The sequence below is a fragment of the Saccharothrix texasensis genome, from assembly GCF_003752005.1.
Taxonomy (GTDB): Bacteria; Actinomycetota; Actinomycetes; order Mycobacteriales; family Pseudonocardiaceae; genus Actinosynnema; species Actinosynnema texasense.
Map to the genome: position 1 here is coordinate 7,289,069 of NZ_RJKM01000001.1, position 18,042 is coordinate 7,307,110.

The window sequence follows — 18,042 nt, forward strand, 5'->3', positions numbered from 1 at the left end:
ACGGAGACGCCTGTGCTGCTGGACCGTTACGACGCCCTGCTGCTGGACCTCGACGGCACGGTCTACCGCGGGCAGGAAGCCGTGCCCGGCGCGGTGGAAGCCGTCGCCGCCGCCCGCGAGCACGGCACCGGCATCCGGTTCGTCACCAACAACGCCTCCCGGTCGCCGGAGACGGTGGCCGCGCACCTGACCGAGCTCGGTTTCGCCGCCGCGCTGGACGAGGTCAGCACGAGCGCCCAGGCGGGCGCGGCGATGCTGCTGGACCTGGTGCCGCAGGGCGCGCACGTGCTGGTCCTCGGCACCGACGCGCTCGCCGAGCAGGTGCGGCTGCGCGGCTACCGGCCCACCCGCACCGCCGAGCACGCCCAAGCCGTCGTGCAGGGCCTGTCGCAGGACCTGGGTTGGCGCGAGCTGGCCGAGGCGTGCGTGGCGATCCGCCAGGGCGGCGCGCACTGGATCGCCTGCAACGTCGACGCCACCCTGCCCACCGAACGCGGCCTGCTGCCCGGCAACGGGTCGCTGGTCGCCGCGCTGCGGACGGCGACCGGGGTGGAGCCGCTGGTGGCGGGGAAGCCCGCCACGCCGCTGCTGGAGCAGGCGGCGAAGTCGGCGGGCGCGCAACGGCCGCTGGTCGTCGGCGACCGGCTCGACACGGACATCTCGGGCGCGGTCAACGCGGGCATGGACTCGCTGCTGGTGCTCACCGGGGTGTCCACCGAAGCCGAAGTGAACGAACTACCGGCGGACCGCCGCCCGACCTACGTGGCTGCCGACCTGTCCGTGCTCCATCGGCTACCTTGAATCCTGTGAGCTTCGAGGTTCCCCTCCCCGGCCCGCCCCGCGATCCCGTGGCCGGGATCGACGACGCGCTGGCCGGTCTCGACGGGCTGGCCGCGCTGGACGTGGTCGAGCACGTGGCCCGGTTCGACGACGCGCACACGGCGTTGACGGCCGCGCTGTCCACCATCGACAAGGTCTGACCGGTGCCGCGCAGGGCTCGGCTGGACGCCGAACTGGTCCGCCGCGGGCTGGCCAGGTCACGGGAGCACGCCAGCCAACTCGTCGCCGAGGGCCGGGTGACCGTGCGCGGCACCGTGGCCACGAAACCCGCCACCGCCGTCGAACTGGACACCGCGCTGGTGGTCCGCGAGACCGACGACCCGAACTACGCCTCCCGGGGCGCGCACAAGCTCGTCGGTGCGCTGGAGGCGTTCGACGGGGTCGACGTCAAGGGCAGGCGGTGCCTGGACGCGGGCGCGTCCACCGGCGGGTTCACCGACGTGCTGCTGCGCGAGGGCGCGCGGCAGGTCGTCGCGGCCGACGTCGGGCGCGGCCTGCTGGACTGGCGGTTGCGCACCGACGACCGGGTCGTGGTCAAGGACAAGACGAACGTGCGCTCGTTGACGCCCGAGGACATCGGCGGCCCGGTCGACCTGGTGGTCGCCGACCTCTCGTTCATCTCGTTGAGGCTGGTGCTGCCCGCGCTGGCCGCGTGCCTCGACGAGGAGGGCGACTTGCTGCCGATGGTGAAACCCCAGTTCGAGGTCGGGAAGGAACGCCTCGGCTCCGGCGGGGTGGTGCGCGACCCGGAGCTGCGGGCGGAGGCGGTGCTGGACGTGGTCGCGTCCGCGGCCGGCCTCGGCCTGCGCCTGCACGGCGTCACCGCCAGCCCGCTGCCCGGCCCGTCGGGCAACGTCGAGTTCTTCGTCTGGCTGCGCCGGGGCGAGCCCCTGGACGCGGCGGACGCCACCGCGCTCGTGCGCGCCGCCGTAGCGGAAGGTCCCCAGTGAGAACGGATCCAGTGACCAGGGAGATCCTGCTCGTCGTGCACACCGGGCGGCGCAGCAACGTGCTGGTGGCGCAGGAGGTCGCGGCGCGGTTCGCGGCGGGCGGGGTGAAGCTCCGGGTGCTGGAGGACGAGGCGCCGGACCTGGACCCGTCGTGCTTCGCGCAGGTCGTGCCGGCCGACGACAAGGCCGCCGAGGGCAGCGAGCTGGTGTTCGTGCTCGGCGGCGACGGCACGCTGCTGCGCGCCGCCGAGCTGGCGCGGGCCGCGGGCGTGCCGGTGCTGGGGGTGAACCTGGGCCGGGTCGGTTTCCTGGCCGAGGCCGACTCCGACGCCCTGTACGAGGCGATCAAGCACGTCGTCGACCGCGACTACGACGTCGAGGAGCGGATGACGCTCGACATCACCGCGTCGATCGACGGCGAGGTGCTGGAGGGCACGTGGGCGCTCAACGAGGCCAGCGTGGAGAAGAGCACCCGGGAACGGATCCTGGACGTCGTGGTGGAGGTGGACGGCCGGCCGGTGTCGGCGTTCGGCTGCGACGGCGTGCTGGTGGCGACCCCGACCGGGTCCACGGCGTACGCGTTCTCCGCGGGCGGCCCGGTGGTGTGGCCGGACGTGCAGGCGCTGCTGGTGGTGCCGAGCAACGCGCACGCCCTGTTCGCCCGGCCCCTGGTGGTGTCGCCGGCGTCCGTGGTGGCGCTGGAGGTCGACCCCGAGGGTCATCCGGCGGTGCTGTGCGCGGACGGTCGCCGCACGGTGAACCTGCCGCCGGGCGCGCGGGTCGAGGTGGTCGGCGGCAGCATGCCGTTGCGGCTGGTCCGGTTGCGGCCGGGACCGTTCACCGACCGGCTGGTGGAGAAGTTCGAGCTGCCGGTGCAGGGGTGGCGGGGTCCGTCGGCGGAGTGAGACCGGCTTGATCGACACGGGGACACCCTCCCCCGAGCACACGCTTCGCCCTCGTCGCCCAGTAGTGTTCCGTGCGTGCTGGCCGAGATGCGCATCCAGGGCCTCGGTGTGATCGACGAGGCCACCCTTGAGCTCGATGCCGGTTTCACCGTGGTGACGGGCGAGACCGGCGCGGGCAAGACGATGGTCGTGACCGGGCTCCACCTGCTGAGCGGTGGCCGGGCCGAGGCGTCCCGCGTGCGCAACGGCGCGGACAAGGCGGTGGTCGAAGGGCGGTTCCAGGCCCCTGCGGGCAGCCCGGCGGCGAAGGTCGCCGAGGAGGTCGGCGGCGAGCCCGACGACGACGGCAGCGTGATCGCGATCCGCACCGTCGGCGCGGACGGGCGTTCCCGGGCCCACCTCGGCGGCCGCTCCGTGCCCGTCGGCGTGCTGTCCGAGCTGGCCGAGCAGCTGATCGCGGTGCACGGGCAGAACGACCAGCTGCGGCTGCTGCGGCCCGCCGAGCAGCGCGCCGTGCTGGACCGGTTCGCCGGCGACGAGGTCGCCGAGCCGCTGCGGTCCTACCGCAAGGTCCGCGACGAGTGGCTGCGGGTGGCGACCGAGCTGACCGAGCGCACCGCGCGGTCGCACGAGCTGGCGCGCGAAGCCGAGATGCTGCGGCACGGCCTGACGGAGATCGGTTCGATCGACCCGAAGCCCGGCGAGGACGAGGAGCTGGTCGCCGAGGCGCGCCGGCTCGCCGACGCCGACCAGCTGCGGGAAGCCGCGTCCGGCGCGCAGTACGCGGTGGCGGGCTCACCCGACGGCGACCCGGACGTGCCCGGCGCGCTGGGCCTGATCGGCGAGGCGCGGCGGCGGCTGGTCGCGTCGGACGACCCGAAGCTGCGCGACCTGGAGCCCCGGCTGGTGGAAGCCGAGACGCTGCTGGCCGACGTCGGCGCGGAGATCGCCTCCTACCTGGAGCACCTGGACGCGGACCCGGCCCGGTTGGAGCAGGTGCTCGCCCGGCAGGCCGAGCTGAAGTCGTTGACCCGCAAGTACGCCGCCGACGTGGACGGCGTGATCGAGTGGGCGCGGGACGCGTCGTCGCGGCTGGCCGGGCTGGACACGTCGGACGAGGCGCTGGCGGCGCTGGCCGCGCGGCGCGACGAGCTGGCCGTCGAGCTGGCCGGCTACGCGCTGCGGGTGACCGCCGAACGGGTCGCCTCGGCCGAGGAGCTGGGCCGGGCGGTGTCGGAGGAGCTGACCGGCCTGGCCATGCCGCACGCCACCGTCGAGGTCGCGGTGCGGCCCCGGGTGGCCGAGCAGGGCGATCCGCAGGCGTTGAAGGTGGGCTCGCAGCTGCTGCACGCGGGCGCCAGCGGCGTGGACGACGTGGAGCTGCGGCTGATCGCGCACCCCGGCGCGCCCGCGCTGCCGGTGCACAAGGGCGCGTCCGGCGGTGAGCTGTCGCGGGTGATGCTGGCGCTCGAGGTCGTGCTGTCGCACTCCGACCCGGTGCCCACGCTGGTGTTCGACGAGGTCGACGCCGGTGTCGGTGGCCGGGCCGCGGTCGAGGTCGGCCGTCGGCTGGCCCGGTTGGCGCGCAGCCACCAGGTCATCGTGGTCACGCACCTGCCTCAGGTCGCCGCGTTCGCCGACCGGCACCTGGTGGTCGACAAGACCGCGGACGGCGTGCTGACCCGCAGCGGCGTGCGCAAGCTGGACGAGTCGCAGCGCGTCGTCGAGCTGGCCCGGATGCTCGCCGGCATGGACTCCACCGACACCGGCCGCGCGCACGCCGAGGAGCTGCTGGCGGCGGCGAAGGCCGACAAGGACAGCGTGCCCGTGGTGCGGCGCAAGGCGAAGAAGAGGTGAGCAGGCGCCTGCTCGGCGCGGTGCTGCTGGTGGCGGCCGGTGTCGTGGCCGTGGTCGGCACGTTCCTGCCGCTGTACCAGGAGGGCGACGCCCAGGCCGGCGGCTCGCTCACGGTCACGGCGACCTCGTGGGACTTCGTCTTCTCCAACCTGCCGGCGGGCATGGACTTGGGCCCGGTGCAGAGCCCGCAGTACGGGGTGCCGATCGTGGTGGCGGCCGTGCTGCTGGCCGTCGCGGTCGCGCTGGCGTTCCTGCCCGAGCACCAGCGCCTGGCCGCCCGCTACCTCGCGGTCGGCGGCACGGGCCTGCTCACCGGCGCGGTGTGGGCGACCGGGGCGTCCGTCGTGTCCGCGGTCGGCAACGCGTCGCGGCAACCGGACGACAGCTACACCGTGGAGGTCGGCGCGGGCATCCTGCTGCTGGTGGCGGCGGTGCTGGTCGCGGTGGTCGGCGTCGTGCTGCTGCACGCCCGGCGGCCCGAACCCCGCCCCGGAGGGGCCGTGGTCTACCGGGTGGACGGGTCCGACGACGACACCGACACCCCGCCGTTCGGCATTCCGGTGGTGGACGTCGCGCAGCTCCCCGACTCCGAGTTCGACCGCCGAGCCGAAGGCTCCTGACCGGCGACCGACGGGGCTCCTGACGGGCGCGCCGCCGGGCGGCCCGGGTTTGCTGGTAGATGTGGACTGGTCGGTCCGCCGGGCCGCGGCACGCGACCGAGCACGGAGGAGAGGGCCACATGACCCGGCGCGCGATCGCCGTCCTGACCATCGGCGCGGGCGCGCTCATGGTGGTGCTGGGCTCGTTGTTCCCGCTGTACGGGGTGGAGACCGCGGTGCGGCCCGGGTTGGACGGCCCGATCCCGAACGGCGTGCAGCGCCTCGTGGCGCTCACCGGGTGGGAGTACGTGCAGGAACCGCCGGCGGTGAACCCGGCCGGCGTCGACTTCGACTTCCCCGTCTACGGCTACGGCCTGGTCTTCGCCGCCGTCCTCGCCGGTGTGGGCGCGCTGCTGCAACTGCGGTCGCCACTGCTCGCCGCGGTCGGCCGGTTCGGCGTGCTCGCCGCGGTCGGGGTGGTCGTCGGCGCGCTGTGGACCGCGCTGGAGACGTTGCGGACGCTGTTCGGCTCCAGCTCGGCGTCGCCCGTGGTCGTCAACCACGAGTTCATCGGCACGGGCACGTGGCTGGTCGGCGCGGCGGGGTTGGCGATGCTCGTCGGCGCGGTGGTGGCGCACGACTGGCCGGCCCGCGAGCCGCGGCCCGCCGGCGCGTCGGTGTACCAGGTGGCGGACGACGACGACACGCCGCCGTTCGGCATTCCCATCCCCGTGACCGAGCTGACCGTCCCACCGGGTGAACCCGCCCCGCCGGCCGGCCCCGCGGCGCCGCCGGTGGCCGAGCTGCCGCCCGTGACCGACCTGCCCCGACCGCCCGGCGCGCCGGGTTCGGCGGCCGACGAACGACGTCACCCGACCGGGGGTAATCCGTCCACTGTGGATTGACCGTGTCACTGACCAGCCCGGATCGGCTCGGCGTGTTGGCGGCCGACCGCGCGCGACGTGAGTCACCATCGGTTCATGAAGCTCTCCGGGTTGCTCGGCCGCGCGCACCACGAACTGCCAGGCGTCACCGGTGTGGCGCGGGTCGATCGCCGCTCGGGCGACCTGCTGCGCCGGCTGGGTCCCGGTGACGTCGCGGTCCTCGACCACGTCGACATCGACCGCCGCACCGCCGAGGCCCTCGTGCACGCCGGGGTGGTCGGCGTGGTCAACGCCTCGACGTCCATCTCCGGCCGGTTCCCGAACCTCGGCCCCGAGCTGCTGATCGAGGCGGGCGTCGCGCTGGTCGACGGCGTCGGCACGGCGGTGCTGCGCGAGGTCAAGGACGGCACGAAGCTGCGGCTGCACGAAGGCGGGGTGTTCGTCGGCGACAAGGAGGTCGCGCGCGGCGTCGCGCAGGACACCGAGTCGATCGCCGACGCGATGATCGAGGCCAAGGCGGGCATGGCCGCGCAGCTGGAGGCGTTCTCCGCGAACACGATCGAGTTCCTGCGCCGCGAACGGGCCCTGCTCCTGGACGGCCTCGGGGTGCCCGAGCTGCTCGTGCCGATCCGCGACCGGCAGGTGCTGGTCGTCGCGGGCGGTCCCCGGCACGCCGAGGAGCTGCGCAAGCTGCGCCGCTACATCCGCGAGCACCGGCCGGTGCTGATCGGCGTCGACGCGGGCGCGGACACCCTGCACGACGCCGGGTTCGCCCCGGACGTCATCGTCGGCGACCCGGACGCCATCGCCACCGCGACGTTGCGGTCCGGCTCGGAGGTCGTGGTGCCCGCGCAGATCGACGGCCACGCGCCCGGCCTGGAGCGCATCCAGGACCTGGGCATCGGCGCCGTCACGTTCCCCGCGACCGGCAACGCCGAGGACCTGGCGCTGCTGCTGGCCGAGGCCCACGGCGCGTCCTTGGTGGTGACCGTCGGCCTTCAGGCGGGCCTGCGGGAGTTCCTGGACCGGGGCAACGCCGGGTCCACCCCCTCGACGTTCCTCACCCGGCTCAAGCTCGGCAACAAGCTGGTGGACGGGCACGCCGTCGCCACCCTGCACCGCGCCCGGGTGTCGTCGGGGCTGGTCGTCCTGCTGGTGCTGGCCGTGGTGGCGGCGATGACCGCCGCGGTGGCGGTGTCCGGGGTCGGCCAGGTCTACGTGGACCTCGCGGCCGACGCGTTGCACTCCGTCGTCGACTGGTTCGGGGGGTTGTTCGGGTGATCTCGCTGCGCTACCACATCGTCTCCATCACCGCGGTGTTCCTGGCCCTGGCCGTCGGGGTGGTGCTCGGCTCGACCGCGATCAGCGGCCGGCTGCTGTCCGGGCTCAACGAGGACAACGGCGCGCTGGGCCGGGAGGTCTCCGCGTTGCAGTCCGAGCGCCACGGCCTGGACGCCCGGCTCGCCGACGCGGACCGGTTCGCGAGCACCGTCGGACCGCTGGCCGTGAAGGGGCAGCTGGCCGACCGGACCGTGCTGCTGGTCACCACCGCCGACGCCGCCCCGGACGACCGGGACGCGGTGACGGACCTGCTGCGCTCGGCGGGGGCGACGGTCACCGGCGAGCTCCAGCTCACCGAGTCGTTCACCGACCCGGACAAGGCCGACCAGCTGCTCGACCTGGTCGCCCGGCTCCAGCCCGCGGGCACCCTGCTGCCCACCGGCGGCGACCCCGGCACCAGGGCGGGCGGGCTGCTCGGCTCCGTGCTGCTGCTGGCCCAGGACGACAACCAGCCGCAGGCCACGCCGGACGAGCAGGCGGCGGCGCTCGGCGGGCTGTCCAGCGCGGGGTTCGTCAAGGCGGACCAAGGCCTGCGGCCCGCTCAGCTGGCCGTGGTGCTGACCGGCGGGGCGGTGCCGGGCGACTCGGCGGCCGACCGGGCGGCGGTGCTGGCGCGGTTCGCCACCCAGCTGGACCGGTCCGGGGCGGGCGCGGTGCTGGCGGGCGGTGACGGGTCGGCCGACGGCACGGGCGCGGTGGGGGTCGTGCGGGCGGACACGGCGGCGACCTCGGTGCTGTCCACCGTGGACCACGCGGACACGGCGGCCGGTCGGGTGGTGGTGGTGCTCGCGCTGCGTGAGCAGTTGGACGGCAAGGCCGGCCGGTACGGGGTGGCGGGCAACGCCGAAGGCCCCGCACCGGGCGCATCCGGCTGACCCGCCGGCCGGCCGCCCGGAGCCGGGGGTTCGCGGTGGCGTCGGCTCGGGCGGACGGACGCCTCGCGCCGTGCCGGCTCGGCGACGGTGTTCTCCAGTGGTTGGTTCTCGTGCGGTTCGCGGGCTGTTTTCGCGTGGTTTCCGGGACGTTCGCGGCCCTGTGGTCGCCTGTTCGAGCCGGCCTAGGCCATCCGAGTGACCCGCTTGGGTGCCCGCCGGCGCGCTGGGTGACCGGCGGCGTGTTAGCGTTAGGGCCCGTGGACAGGGCGCTGAGCTGTGCGGAACCACCGCAGCCGGCCCCTAGCGGACATCCAGACCACGGGGAGCCTCCTTGGTGCAGCAGGCACGTACGACCAAGCACGTTTTCGTCACCGGGGGTGTCGCGTCGTCCCTCGGCAAGGGGTTGACCGCGTCCAGCCTCGGACAGCTGCTCACCTCTCGTGGTCTCCGGGTGACCATGCAGAAGCTCGACCCCTACCTCAACGTGGACCCGGGCACGATGAACCCGTTCCAGCACGGCGAGGTGTTCGTCACCGACGACGGCGCGGAGACCGACCTCGACATCGGCCACTACGAGCGGTTCCTGGCGCGGGACCTCTCCGGTGACGCGAACGTGACCACCGGGCAGGTGTACTCCGAGGTCATCGCCAAGGAGCGGCGCGGCGAGTACCTGGGCGACACGGTCCAGGTGATCCCGCACATCACCGACGAGATCAAGCGGCGCATCCGGGCCATGGCCGAGCCGGGCCCCGACGGCGTCGTCCCGGACGTGGTGATCACCGAGGTCGGCGGCACGGTCGGCGACATCGAGTCGCTGCCGTTCCTGGAGGCGTGCCGGCAGGTGCGCCACGACGTCGGCCGCGACAACGTGTTCTTCCTGCACGTGTCGCTGGTGCCCTACCTCGCGCCGTCGGGCGAGCTGAAGACCAAGCCGACGCAGCACTCCGTGGCCGCGCTGCGCAACATCGGCATCCAGCCCGACGCCATCGTGTGCCGGGCGGACCGGGAGATCCCGGACGCGCTCAAGCGCAAGATCGGCCTGATGTGCGACGTGGACAACGAAGCCGTGGTGGCGGCGGTGGACGCGCGGTCCATCTACGACATCCCCAAGGTGCTGCACGGCGAGGGCCTGGACGCGTACGTGGTGCGGCGGTTGGACCTGCCGTTCCGCGACGTCGACTGGACCGTGTGGGGCGACCTGCTCGAGCGCGTGCACAACCCGTCCGAGAAGGTCCGCGTCGGCCTGGTCGGCAAGTACGTCGACCTGCCCGACGCCTACCTGTCGGTGACCGAGGCGCTGCGGGCCGGCGGGTTCGCGCACCGCACCAAGGTCGAGATCGTGTGGGTGCCGTCCGACGAGTGCCAGACGCCGTCCGGCGCGGCGCACGCCCTGGGCGGGCTCGACGCGATCCTCATCCCCGGTGGGTTCGGGGTGCGCGGCATCGAGGGCAAGATCGGCGCGATCACCTACGCCCGGACCCGCGGCATCCCGCTGCTGGGCCTGTGCCTGGGGTTGCAGTGCCTGGTCATCGAGGCGGCGCGGAACCTCGCGGGCATCGCCGACGCGAACTCCTCGGAGTTCGAGGACACCGGGTCGCCGGTGATCAGCACCATGGCCGACCAGGAGGACGTCGTCTCCGGGCAGCGGGACATGGGCGGCACGATGCGGCTCGGCGCCTACCCGGCGTCGTTGCTGCCGGGTTCGCAGGTGGCGGCGGCGTACGGGTCGCTGGAGGTGTCCGAGCGGCACCGGCACCGGTACGAGGTCAACAACGCCTACCGCTCGAAGCTGGGCGACGCGGGGTTGGTGTTCTCCGGGACGTCGCCGGACGGGCGGCTGGTGGAGTTCGTCGAGCTGCCCGCCGACGTGCACCCGTTCTTCGTGGCCACGCAGGCGCACCCGGAGCTGAAGTCCCGCCCGACCCGCCCGCACCCGCTGTTCGCGGCGTTCGTGAAGGCGGCGTTGGACTACCGGCTGGCCGACCGGCTGCCGCTGCCCGAGACCGCGGGGGCCGCGCAGTGACTCCTCGGCACGAGTTCGGGACTGTTTCGTCGCGGGACGTGCACGTCGGGCGCGTCGTCGCGTTGCGGGTGGACGAGGTCGCCATGCCTGGTGGCGGTACGGCATCGCGCGAGGTGGTGGAACACCTCGGCGCGGTGGCGGTGGTGGCCTTGGACGAGGCCGGTGCGGTGAGGTTGATCCACCAGTACCGGCACCCGCTGGGCCGGCGGCTCTGGGAGCTGCCGGCCGGGCTGTTGGACGGGGGTGACGAGACGCCGCTGGCCGCCGCGGAGCGGGAACTGGCCGAGGAGGTCGGGCTGGCGGCGTCGGAGTGGGTGACGTTGGTGGACGTCGCCGTGTCACCCGGGTTCACCGACGAGGTGGTGCGGGTGTTCCTGGCTCGTGGGCTCACCGAGGTCGATCGTGACGTGCAGGGCGACGAAGAGGCCGACCTGGAGGCGAAGAGCTTCCCGTTGGCCGAGGCGGTGGACATGGTCCTGGCCGGGGAGATCGTCAACGGCCCCGCCGTGTCCGGGCTGCTCGCCGCGCACGCCGTGATCACCGGCGGCGGAACGGGGCGCCCCTCCGACGCCCCGTTCACCGACCGCCCGACCCGCTTCGCCGCCCGCAGTTCCTGACCCGGAACTCGCGGCGCCCGGACGTGCGGCACGCGGGCGCTGGACGTACGACTCTCGCGAGAGTCGTACCTCCGGCCCCCGCGTGTCCTACGTTCGGAACAGGTGTGTCCTACGTTCGGAACACGTGAGTTGAACGTTCAGGGCCCGCCGGGGCGCCCGTTCAGGTGCAGGTCGGGCAGGGGCGGGCGCTCGCACTCGCGGTCGAACGGCGTGGCGCCGCGCGGTGTCCGCCGGCCCTGCCGCTTCTCCGCCCGGCGGACCGCCGCGCAGGCCGCCAGGTGCAGCTTCCACCGGTCCCGCAGCACCAGCAGCACGTCCAGCGCCGCCGTCAACGCCCGCTCGTCGTGCTGGAACGGGCCCACCACCAGTTCCAGGTACCGCATGGTGTCCTCGTGCGGCGCGGCGTGGCGGCGCCGCACGCACGAGCGGAACGACGACGCGCGGTGCGGCAGGGCAAAGTCGCGTCGGCGGCGCGGCGCGCGTACCAGGAGAAGCCCATGATCGGTGGGTGTCCCAGGTCTGGGAGCGGATAATGGTGTTCGTGGGCGTGCGATGGCCGTTGGCGGTGGCTGCGGCGGCGGTGGGCGGGTGCGGGGTGCTGTTGTTCGTGGATCCCAACCAGCCCGGGTCGTTCCTGCCGCCGTGCCCGCTCTACGCGTTGACCGGCATCCAGTGCCCGGCCTGCGGGTCGACCCGGATGGTGCACGCCCTGCTGCACGGCGACGTGGTCGGCGCCTGGCACTTCAACGCGGTGATGCTGCTGGTGGGGCTGCCGCTGCTGGTGTGGCTGTGGGCGCGGTGGTTCCGGGCGGCCAGGCGCGGCCGGCCGACGCCGCCGGTGTCGGGGAAGGTCGGCGTGCCGGTGGTGGCGCTGGCCGTCACGTGGATGCTCGCCCGGAACCTAGTCGCGTAGCTTGCGGCCCTGGCTGTCGGTGCCGCCGTTGACCAGCAGGATGATCCCGTCGATCAGCGACCAGATGCCGCACCCGCCGCAGGTCAGCAGCTGGGCGATGCCGATCGCCGTGTCACCCATGTAGAACCGGCCGATGCCGAACGGCAGCGCGAGTTGCAGCACGCCCGCCGCGATGCGCGACTTGTCCGACAGCGGCCGGCCGGTCAGCGGGTCCAGGCCGTACGGCGCGTTCGGGGTGAACCCGGGCGGGTAGCCGTACGCGGCGCCGTGGGTCTGGGACGGGTCCGCGTAGCCGGGCGGCGGGTAGCCGGGGAAGCCCTGGCCGGGCGTGCCCGGGTAACCGGGTGGGGCGGTGTAGCCGGGTGGGGCGGTGTAGCCGGGTGGGGCGGTGTAGCCGGGCGGCGGGGTCGGCGGCGGGTACGCGGCCGTCGGCGGGTAGCCCGGCGGCAGGAACACCGGGTGCGGTTGCGGCAGGTCGTGGAACAGCGCGGCCAGCTCCTGCGCGGACTGGGCCGCGGACGCGTAGCCGACGCGCTGCTCGTACTCGCCGATCTCCAGGCGACCGGCCGCGAAGTGGTCGTTCAGCGCGCTGATCGCCTCTTCGCGCTGCTGGTCGCCGATGCGCACCTGGTGTGGTTCCGACACACCTGAACGCTAACAGCCGCGGGCCGTCGTCCGAGCCGGAACGCGCTGGTCGACCTGCTCGTCACGGGCGCGGCCGGAGTTCCCGACCGGAATTCGCCCCGGCGGGTGAGCGGCGCCGCGCAGTTCGACGTGGGCGCTCGGGAACGTCACACTGCCCTACATGACGGCGTTGGTGGACCAGGACTTCCGGCAGGCGATCGGCGACGACCCGGCGACGACCCGGTGACGGCGCGCGGGGCGCGGCCGGTGCTGCCGGCCCGGCGGTGAGCCCTCGCGAGGGGAGCGGTCCGGCGGACCCGGAGCAGGTGGTGACGCCCGTCTCACGTGCGGTGCGGGCGTACCTCGACCACCTGGCGGTGGAGCGGGGCACGGCGCGCAACACGCTCGACTCCTACGGGCGGGACCTGCGCCGGTACGCCGCGCACCTGGCGGCCGGCGGGGTGCACGACCTGGCCGACGTCACCGAAGCCCTGGTCGGGGACTTCCTGGCCACGTTGCGCGAAGCCGGGTTGGCGGCCTCCTCCGCGGCCCGCACCCTGGTCGCCGTGCGCGGCCTGCACAAGTTCGCGCACCTCGAAGGCATCACGGCGCACGACCCGGCGCGCGCCGTCCACCCGCCGACCCCGCCGCGCCGGCTGCCCAAGGCCCTGCCCGTCGACGACGTGCTGAAGCTCCTCGAAGGCCCCACCGACACCCCGGCCCACCTGCGCGACCGCGCGCTGCTGGAGCTGCTGTACTCCAGCGGCGCGCGGATCTCCGAAGTGGTCGGGCTCGACGTGGACGACGTCGACGCCGCCGAACGCACCGTGCTGCTCGACGGCAAGGGCGGCAAGCAGCGCATCGTGCCCGTCGGCCGCCCGGCGCTCGCGGCGCTGGAGGCCTACCTCGTGCGGGCCCGCCCGGCGCTGGCCAAGCGCGGCACGCCCGCGCTGTTCCTCAACGCCCGGGGCGGCAGGTTGACCAGGCAGACGGCGTGGCACGTGCTGAAGGCCGCGGCCGAACGCGCGGGGGTCGAAGCCGAGGTCTCGCCGCACACGCTGAGGCACTCGTTCGCCACCCACCTGCTGGAAGGCGGCGCGGACGTCCGGGTCGTGCAGGAACTGCTGGGCCACGCCTCCGTGACGACGACGCAGGTCTACACACTGGTCACCGTCAACACCTTGCGCGAGGTGTACGCGACCGCCCATCCTCGCGCATCGGGTGGAACATGAGCCGGCCACGGGTACCGTGGGCGCTCGCCCGACCGGGACCCCACCCGCTTCCGATGAGCCCGACGAGCTGGAGGTGTCGACCCGGTGCCGAACTTGGACGAGCCCGAGCGCAGCGCGATCGAGCTGGGCGCGGTGCTGCACGCGTTGAGCGACGCCACCCGGCTGGCGGTGGTGCGGCAGATCGAGTCCGACGGTGAGCGGCTGTGCGGCGCGCTCATGGTGGAGGTCGCCAAGTCGACGTTGTCGCAGCACCTGCGCGTGCTGCGGGAAGCGGGCATCACCCGGACCAGGGCCCGCGGCAACCAGCGGTGGGTGTCGCTGCGCCGCGACGACCTCGACGAGCTGTTCCCCGGGCTGCTCGACGTCGTGCTCCGCGCGGCCGAGCGGCACTGCCGCGACCTCGGCCACCACACCGCCGACCGGTCCGGGACGCCGGCGGGCGCGGCGTCCTGAGTCCCGGACCGACAGCCGGCGCCGACACCCGGGGTGGCAGCCGGCGCCGCCGACGCGTCCACCCGCCGCCCCGAGCCTCGCGACACGCGCTGAGAACGATCGACCGCGCTTCGGCGGGGCGCGTTGCCGGTGGCCCCCGGTGTGCCTAGGCTGCGCCCAGGCAGAGGACTAGGAATCGGGAAGGCGATGTCGACACCGGAGCACGCGGGTCAGGCGTGGGGCCCACCCCCACCACCCCCGCAACCGTCCGGTGTGCCGCGCGCCTCGGTCGAGCTGAGCCTCGCCCCGCACGCCGCACCCGCGGACGAAGACGCGACCGAGCAGGTCGCGGGCGACATCGGGCCGACGGGCCGCCCGTTGCGCTACGTCGCCGACCCACCGCTCGTCGCCGGGCACGGCCCGGCGAAGATCCTCGCGGTGTGCAACCAGAAGGGCGGGGTCGGCAAGACCACGTCCACCATCAACCTCGGCGCGGCGCTGACCGAGTACGGCCGCAAGGTGCTGCTGGTCGACTTCGACCCGCAGGGCGCGTTGTCGGTCGGCCTCGGCGTGCACCCGCACCAGCTCGACCAGACGATCTACAACGTGATCATGGAACGCGACGTCGGCGTCCGCGACGTGATCATGAGAACCCCGGTCGAGGGCATGGACCTGCTGCCCAGCAACATCGACCTGTCCGCCGCCGAGATCCAGCTGGTCTCCGAGGTGGGCCGGGAGCACACGCTGGTGCGCACCCTGCGCCCGGTCATCGAGCACTACGACTACGTGCTGGTGGACTGCCAGCCGTCGCTCGGCCTGCTCACGGTCAACGCTCTCGCGGCGGCTGACGGCGTCCTCATCCCGCTGGAGTGCGAGTTCTTCAGCCTGCGCGGGGTCGCCCTGTTGATAGACACCATCGAGAAGGTCAGGGAGCGGTTGAACCCGAAGCTGGAGATCACCGGCATCCTCGCCACCATGTACGACCCGCGCACCCTGCACTCCCGCGAGGTGATGGCGCGCGTGGTCGAGGCGTTCGGCGACGTCGTGTTCGACACGGTGATCAACCGCACCGTCCGGTTCCCGGAGACGACCGTCGCCGGCGAGCCGATCACCAGCTGGGCGCCGCGCTCGGGCGGCGCGAAGGCCTACCGCGCGTTGGCGCGCGAGGTGATCGCCCGGTGACCCGTCGCCCATCACTGCCGGGCGCGTCCGAGCTGTTCCGCCTCACCACCACCGGCGCCGCCGCCGACGTGCCCGCGCAGGAGCCCGCGGCGCAGCGGCGCGGCACCGGGCGGCAGAAGCACTCGACGAAGATCACCGTGTACGTGTCCGACGAGGAGCTGCTGGCGCTGGAGCACGCGCGACTGGCGCTGCGCGGCGAGCACGGTCTCGCGGTCGACCGCGGCCGCGTGGTCCGCGAGGCCATCGCGATCGTGCTGGACGACCTCGAAGGGCACGGCGAGGACTCGCTGCTGGTGCGTAGGTTGCGCGAGCAGTGAGCGGTGACGCGCCCTGGACCGACCCAGCAGTGGCCGCGCCGGTCGAGGTGGTCGGGACCGGCCCCGACGAGGCCGCGCCGGTCGAGGCGGTGGAGCCGCCCGCGCCGGACGACGGCCGGTTCAAGGTCAAGCTCACCAACTTCGAGGGACCGTTCGACCTGCTGCTGCAGCTGATCTCGCAGCACACGCTGGACGTGACCGAGGTGGCGCTGCACACCGTCACCGACGACTTCATCGCCTACATCCGGGCGTTGGGCGACCAGTGGGACCTGGACGAGACGACCGAGTTCCTGGTCATCGCGGCTACCCTGCTCGACCTCAAGGCGGCCCGGCTGCTGCCCTCGGGCGACGTGGAGGACGAGGAGGACCTGGCGCTGCTGGAGGCGCGGGACCTGCTGTTCGCGCGGCTGCTGCAGTACCGGGCCTACAAGCAGGTCGCGGCGCTGTTCGCGGAGCTGGAGCGGGGCGCATACCGGCGCTACCCGCGCTCGGTGGCGTTGGAGCAGCGGTACGAGGGGCTGCTGCCCGAGGTGATGCTCGGGGTGGACGTGCGGCGGTTCAGCGAGATCGCCGCGGTCGTGTTCCGGCCCAAACCGCCGCCGACCGTGTCGACGTCGCACATCCACCAGCACCGGGTGTCCGTGCGCGAGCACGCGGACATGCTGCGGGCACGGCTGGCGGAGCTGGGCACGGCGACGTTCGCCGAGCTGATCGCCGAGTGCACGGAGACCATGGAGGTCGTGGCGCGGTTCCTGGCGCTGCTGGAGCTGTACCGGGAGCAGTCGCTGGCCTTCGAGCAGCCCGATCCGCTGGGCGAGCTGCGCATCACGTGGGTCGGCGGCACGGTCGACCAGGCGCGGGCGCAGGCCCGTGACGAGGACGAGGAGTACGGGTGAGCGACCACGGAGCAGTCGGCCCCGCGCCGGCGGCCGGGCCCGACGTCGCGGTGGAGTCGGTCGTGGCCGGGTTCGAGCAGGCCGCGGAGGCCGGGGAGACCGGGTCCGGGCCGCTGGCCGGGACGCCCGGGGAAGCCGCCGCGCCGCCGCCGACGGTCGTGGAGGGTGACGACGAGGCCGAGGCGGGCGGGCTGCCGGACCTCTCCGACGACGCCGAGCTCGACGGCGCGCTGGAGTCGATCCTGCTCGTCGTGGACAGCCCGATCGCCGAGGAGCAGCTCGCGGGCGTCCTCGACCAGTCCGTGAAGCGCGTCACCGCCGCACTGCGCCGGCTGGCCGACCGGTACACCGGGCAGGGCAGCGGCATCGACCTGCGTAGAATCGGGGACGGCTGGCGGTTCTACACGCGGGACCGCTTCGCGCCATTCGTGGAGAAGCTGCTGCTCGACGGGCAGCGCGCCAAGCTCACCCGGGCCGCGTTGGAGACACTCGCGGTCATCGCCTACCGGCAGCCCGTGACCAGGGCCCGGATCGCGGCGGTGCGCGGGGTGAACGTGGACGGGGTCATCCGCACGCTCGTCGCGCGCGGCCTGATCGCCGAGACGGGCACGGACTCCGACACGGGTGGCATCCTTTACCGCACGACCGAACTGTTCCTGGAGCGGTTGGGGCTGTCGTCGTTGGGCGACCTGCCGCCGATCGCCCCCCTCCTGCCCGAAGTGGATGCGATCGACGATGTCTGACCAGGCCCACCCCGAGGGGATCCGGCTCCAGAAGGTGCTCGCCAAGGCGGGCATCGCCTCGCGGCGGGTCGCCGAGGAGCTGATCGAACTCGGCCGCGTCCAGGTCGACGGCGAGGTGGTCCGCGAGCAGGGCCGCCGCGTCGACCCGGACACCGCGGTCGTGCACGTCGACGGCGTGCGCGTGGTGCTCAAGGAAGACGTGGTCACCATCGCGTTCAACAAGCCGCGCGGTGTGCTGTCCACCATGCACGACGACGCGCACCGCCCGTGCGTCGGCGACTACCTGCACAACCGCAAGGAACGCCTGTTCCACGTCGGCAGGTTGGACGCCGACACCGAGGGCCTGCTGCTGCTGACCAACGACGGCGACCTCGCGCACCGGCTGATGCACCCGTCCTACGAGATCACCAAGACCTACCTGGCCGAGGTGCCCGGCCCGATCCCGAAGGACCTGGGCAAGCGGCTGCGCGCGGGCGTCGAGCTGGAGGACGGCCCGATCGCGGTCGACTCGTTCAAGCTGATCTCGTCGATGCCGGGCAAGGCGCTGGTCGAGGTGGTCCTGCACGAGGGCCGCAAGCACATCGTGCGCCGCCTGCTCGACCACGTCGGCCACCCCGTCGAGAGCCTGGTCCGCACCGCCGTCGGCGACGTGCGCCTCGGCAACCAGCGCCCCGGCTCGATGCGGGTGCTCAACCGCCAGGAAGTCGGCTCCCTCTACAAGGCCGTCGGCCTGTAGCCGGGGAGGCGCTTGGTGGAGTCCCCCTTCACCACCAAGCGCCCCTCCCCCCTGAGGAACCCGTACGCGGCTCCAC

21 protein-coding genes are annotated in these 18,042 nt (G+C 73.6%); 19 read left to right on the forward strand and 2 right to left on the reverse strand.

Features of this window, described 5'->3' with window-relative positions; translation table 11 throughout:
* The first annotated feature begins 12 nt into the window (after positions 1-12).
* From EDD40_RS32710 to EDD40_RS32755, 11 genes are all read left to right on the forward strand, one after another.
* Positions 13-801 (forward strand): HAD-IIA family hydrolase, encoded by a 789-nt coding sequence (locus EDD40_RS32710; protein ID WP_123746346.1) that lies wholly within the window; start codon positions 13-15, stop codon positions 799-801.
* Positions 802-806: 5 nt separating this feature from the next.
* Entirely contained in the window at positions 807-980 is a 174-nt protein-coding gene (locus tag EDD40_RS42040; protein ID WP_170185270.1) for a hypothetical protein, read from the forward strand.
* Between the two features lie 3 nt (positions 981-983).
* Complete coding sequence (locus EDD40_RS32715) at positions 984-1,790, forward strand: TlyA family RNA methyltransferase (RefSeq protein ID WP_123746347.1); 807 nt, start codon at positions 984-986, stop codon at positions 1,788-1,790.
* Between the two features lie 11 nt (positions 1,791-1,801).
* The gene (locus EDD40_RS32720; RefSeq protein WP_123746348.1) at positions 1,802-2,695 is read left to right on the forward strand and encodes an NAD kinase; all 894 of its coding nucleotides are present in this window, start codon (positions 1,802-1,804) and stop codon (positions 2,693-2,695) included.
* Positions 2,696-2,770: 75 nt separating this feature from the next.
* Positions 2,771-4,552 (forward strand): DNA repair protein RecN, encoded by a 1,782-nt coding sequence (gene recN / locus EDD40_RS32725; protein WP_201436607.1) that lies wholly within the window; start codon positions 2,771-2,773, stop codon positions 4,550-4,552.
* On the forward strand, positions 4,549-5,172 hold the full coding sequence (locus tag EDD40_RS32730; protein WP_123746349.1) for a hypothetical protein: 624 nt from the start codon (positions 4,549-4,551) through the stop codon (positions 5,170-5,172). Before recN ends, EDD40_RS32730 begins: the two co-directional genes overlap by 4 nt.
* Before the next feature lie 119 nt (positions 5,173-5,291).
* Positions 5,292-6,056, forward strand: coding sequence for a hypothetical protein (locus EDD40_RS32735; RefSeq protein ID WP_123746350.1), 765 nt, complete (start codon positions 5,292-5,294; stop codon positions 6,054-6,056).
* A 75-nt stretch (positions 6,057-6,131) separates the two neighbouring features.
* A complete protein-coding gene (steA, locus tag EDD40_RS32740; protein WP_123746351.1) occupies positions 6,132-7,316 on the forward strand; it encodes a putative cytokinetic ring protein SteA in 1,185 nt (394 codons plus the stop codon).
* Entirely contained in the window at positions 7,313-8,251 is a 939-nt protein-coding gene (locus tag EDD40_RS32745) for a copper transporter (RefSeq protein WP_123746352.1), read from the forward strand. The genes steA and EDD40_RS32745 overlap by 4 nt, the downstream gene beginning before the upstream one ends.
* A 331-nt stretch (positions 8,252-8,582) precedes the next feature.
* Positions 8,583-10,274 (forward strand): CTP synthase, encoded by a 1,692-nt coding sequence (locus EDD40_RS32750; RefSeq protein ID WP_123746353.1) that lies wholly within the window; start codon positions 8,583-8,585, stop codon positions 10,272-10,274.
* A 38-nt stretch (positions 10,275-10,312) separates the two neighbouring features.
* Positions 10,313-10,891, forward strand: a complete 579-nt coding sequence (locus tag EDD40_RS32755) for an NUDIX domain-containing protein (protein WP_281277821.1) — start codon at positions 10,313-10,315, stop codon at positions 10,889-10,891.
* A 137-nt stretch (positions 10,892-11,028) separates the two neighbouring features.
* Here the strand turns inward: EDD40_RS32755 and EDD40_RS32760 are convergent, their stop codons facing one another.
* The gene (locus EDD40_RS32760; protein WP_123746354.1) at positions 11,029-11,310 is read right to left on the reverse strand and encodes a hypothetical protein; all 282 of its coding nucleotides are present in this window, start codon (positions 11,308-11,310) and stop codon (positions 11,029-11,031) included.
* 89 nt (positions 11,311-11,399) lie between these two features.
* Here EDD40_RS32760 and EDD40_RS32765 point away from each other — a divergent pair, with 89 nt between their 5' ends.
* Positions 11,400-11,804 (forward strand): DUF2752 domain-containing protein, encoded by a 405-nt coding sequence (locus tag EDD40_RS32765; protein WP_246037984.1) that lies wholly within the window; start codon positions 11,400-11,402, stop codon positions 11,802-11,804.
* On the opposite strand, the gene EDD40_RS32770 is transcribed toward EDD40_RS32765, so the two are convergent.
* Complete coding sequence (locus tag EDD40_RS32770; protein WP_123746355.1) at positions 11,793-12,449, reverse strand: DUF1707 domain-containing protein; 657 nt, start codon at positions 12,447-12,449, stop codon at positions 11,793-11,795. The genes EDD40_RS32765 and EDD40_RS32770 overlap by 12 nt on opposite strands.
* Before the next feature lie 308 nt (positions 12,450-12,757).
* On the opposite strand from EDD40_RS32770, the gene xerD reads away from it, so the two are divergent.
* The 7 genes from xerD to EDD40_RS32805 all read left to right on the forward strand — a co-directional run bounded on the left by xerD (position 12,758) and on the right by EDD40_RS32805 (position 17,966).
* Positions 12,758-13,660: a site-specific tyrosine recombinase XerD gene (gene xerD, locus EDD40_RS32775; protein ID WP_425471281.1), complete on the forward strand. Its 903-nt coding sequence runs from the start codon at positions 12,758-12,760 to the stop codon at positions 13,658-13,660.
* A gap of 84 nt (positions 13,661-13,744) precedes the next feature.
* Positions 13,745-14,113, forward strand: coding sequence for an ArsR/SmtB family transcription factor (locus EDD40_RS32780; protein ID WP_123746357.1), 369 nt, complete (start codon positions 13,745-13,747; stop codon positions 14,111-14,113).
* A 186-nt stretch (positions 14,114-14,299) separates the two neighbouring features.
* Positions 14,300-15,274 (forward strand): ParA family protein, encoded by a 975-nt coding sequence (locus tag EDD40_RS32785; RefSeq protein ID WP_201436602.1) that lies wholly within the window; start codon positions 14,300-14,302, stop codon positions 15,272-15,274.
* Positions 15,271-15,591, forward strand: a complete 321-nt coding sequence (locus tag EDD40_RS32790) for a hypothetical protein (protein WP_123746359.1) — start codon at positions 15,271-15,273, stop codon at positions 15,589-15,591. Before EDD40_RS32785 ends, EDD40_RS32790 begins: the two co-directional genes overlap by 4 nt.
* Entirely contained in the window at positions 15,588-16,487 is a 900-nt protein-coding gene (locus EDD40_RS32795) for a segregation and condensation protein A (RefSeq protein ID WP_425471282.1), read from the forward strand. Before EDD40_RS32790 ends, EDD40_RS32795 begins: the two co-directional genes overlap by 4 nt.
* On the forward strand, positions 16,484-17,230 hold the full coding sequence (gene scpB, locus EDD40_RS32800) for an SMC-Scp complex subunit ScpB (RefSeq protein ID WP_211348278.1): 747 nt from the start codon (positions 16,484-16,486) through the stop codon (positions 17,228-17,230). Before EDD40_RS32795 ends, scpB begins: the two co-directional genes overlap by 4 nt.
* A complete protein-coding gene (locus EDD40_RS32805) occupies positions 17,223-17,966 on the forward strand; it encodes a pseudouridine synthase (RefSeq protein ID WP_170185271.1) in 744 nt (247 codons plus the stop codon). Before scpB ends, EDD40_RS32805 begins: the two co-directional genes overlap by 8 nt.
* The last annotated feature ends 76 nt before the right edge of the window (positions 17,967-18,042 follow it).

Coding starts and splice junctions, on each gene's coding strand:
- EDD40_RS32735 (WP_123746350.1), top strand. CDS start 5,292: ATGACCCGGCGCGCGATCGCCGTCCTGACCATCGGCGCGGGCGCGCTC.
- steA (WP_123746351.1), top strand. CDS start 6,132: ATGAAGCTCTCCGGGTTGCTCGGCCGCGCGCACCACGAACTGCCAGGC.
- EDD40_RS32785 (WP_201436602.1), top strand. CDS start 14,300: ATGTCGACACCGGAGCACGCGGGTCAGGCGTGGGGCCCACCCCCACCA.
- EDD40_RS32805 (WP_170185271.1), top strand. CDS start 17,223: ATGTCTGACCAGGCCCACCCCGAGGGGATCCGGCTCCAGAAGGTGCTC.